Below are 352 nucleotides of genomic sequence, written 5' to 3' on the forward strand. Positions count from 1 at the left end.
CCTACGTTCCCCTTCATGTCGAGTATACATTGCTTACATAAAAGTGAACCTTTGAAATAGTTTAACTCATGGATTGAATTGCACAATTTACAGGAAGTCCCGTTACTATACTTTCCTAATCCCATAAAACCTCTCTCAACGTCCATATAAAATTCTAAAGGCTCGCTATTATCAATTCCCATTGAGTTCCGGATTTCTATGGGAATAACAATTCGGCCTAATTTATCTAAGGGACGTATTATACCTGTTCTCTTCAATGCTATATCCTCCTGCATCAGAATTATAGAGACCCACCTAGATTAATTTTCTAAATACCCTTGCAATTTTTGTGTATATAACCCAATGATCTCCT

Annotated in this window: 1 protein-coding gene; it reads right to left on the reverse strand. The window is 36.1% G+C overall.

Annotation, left to right across the window (positions count from 1 at the left end; genetic code table 11):
* On the reverse strand, positions 1-257 hold a 257-nt coding region (locus JO375_RS18440), incomplete at its 3' end, for an AbrB/MazE/SpoVT family DNA-binding domain-containing protein (RefSeq protein ID WP_229525839.1).
* Positions 258-352: the final 95 nt, after the last annotated feature.

It is taken from the genome of Paenibacillus farraposensis (assembly GCF_020736845.1).
GTDB classification, from domain to species: Bacteria; Bacillota; Bacilli; order Paenibacillales; family Paenibacillaceae; genus Paenibacillus; species Paenibacillus farraposensis.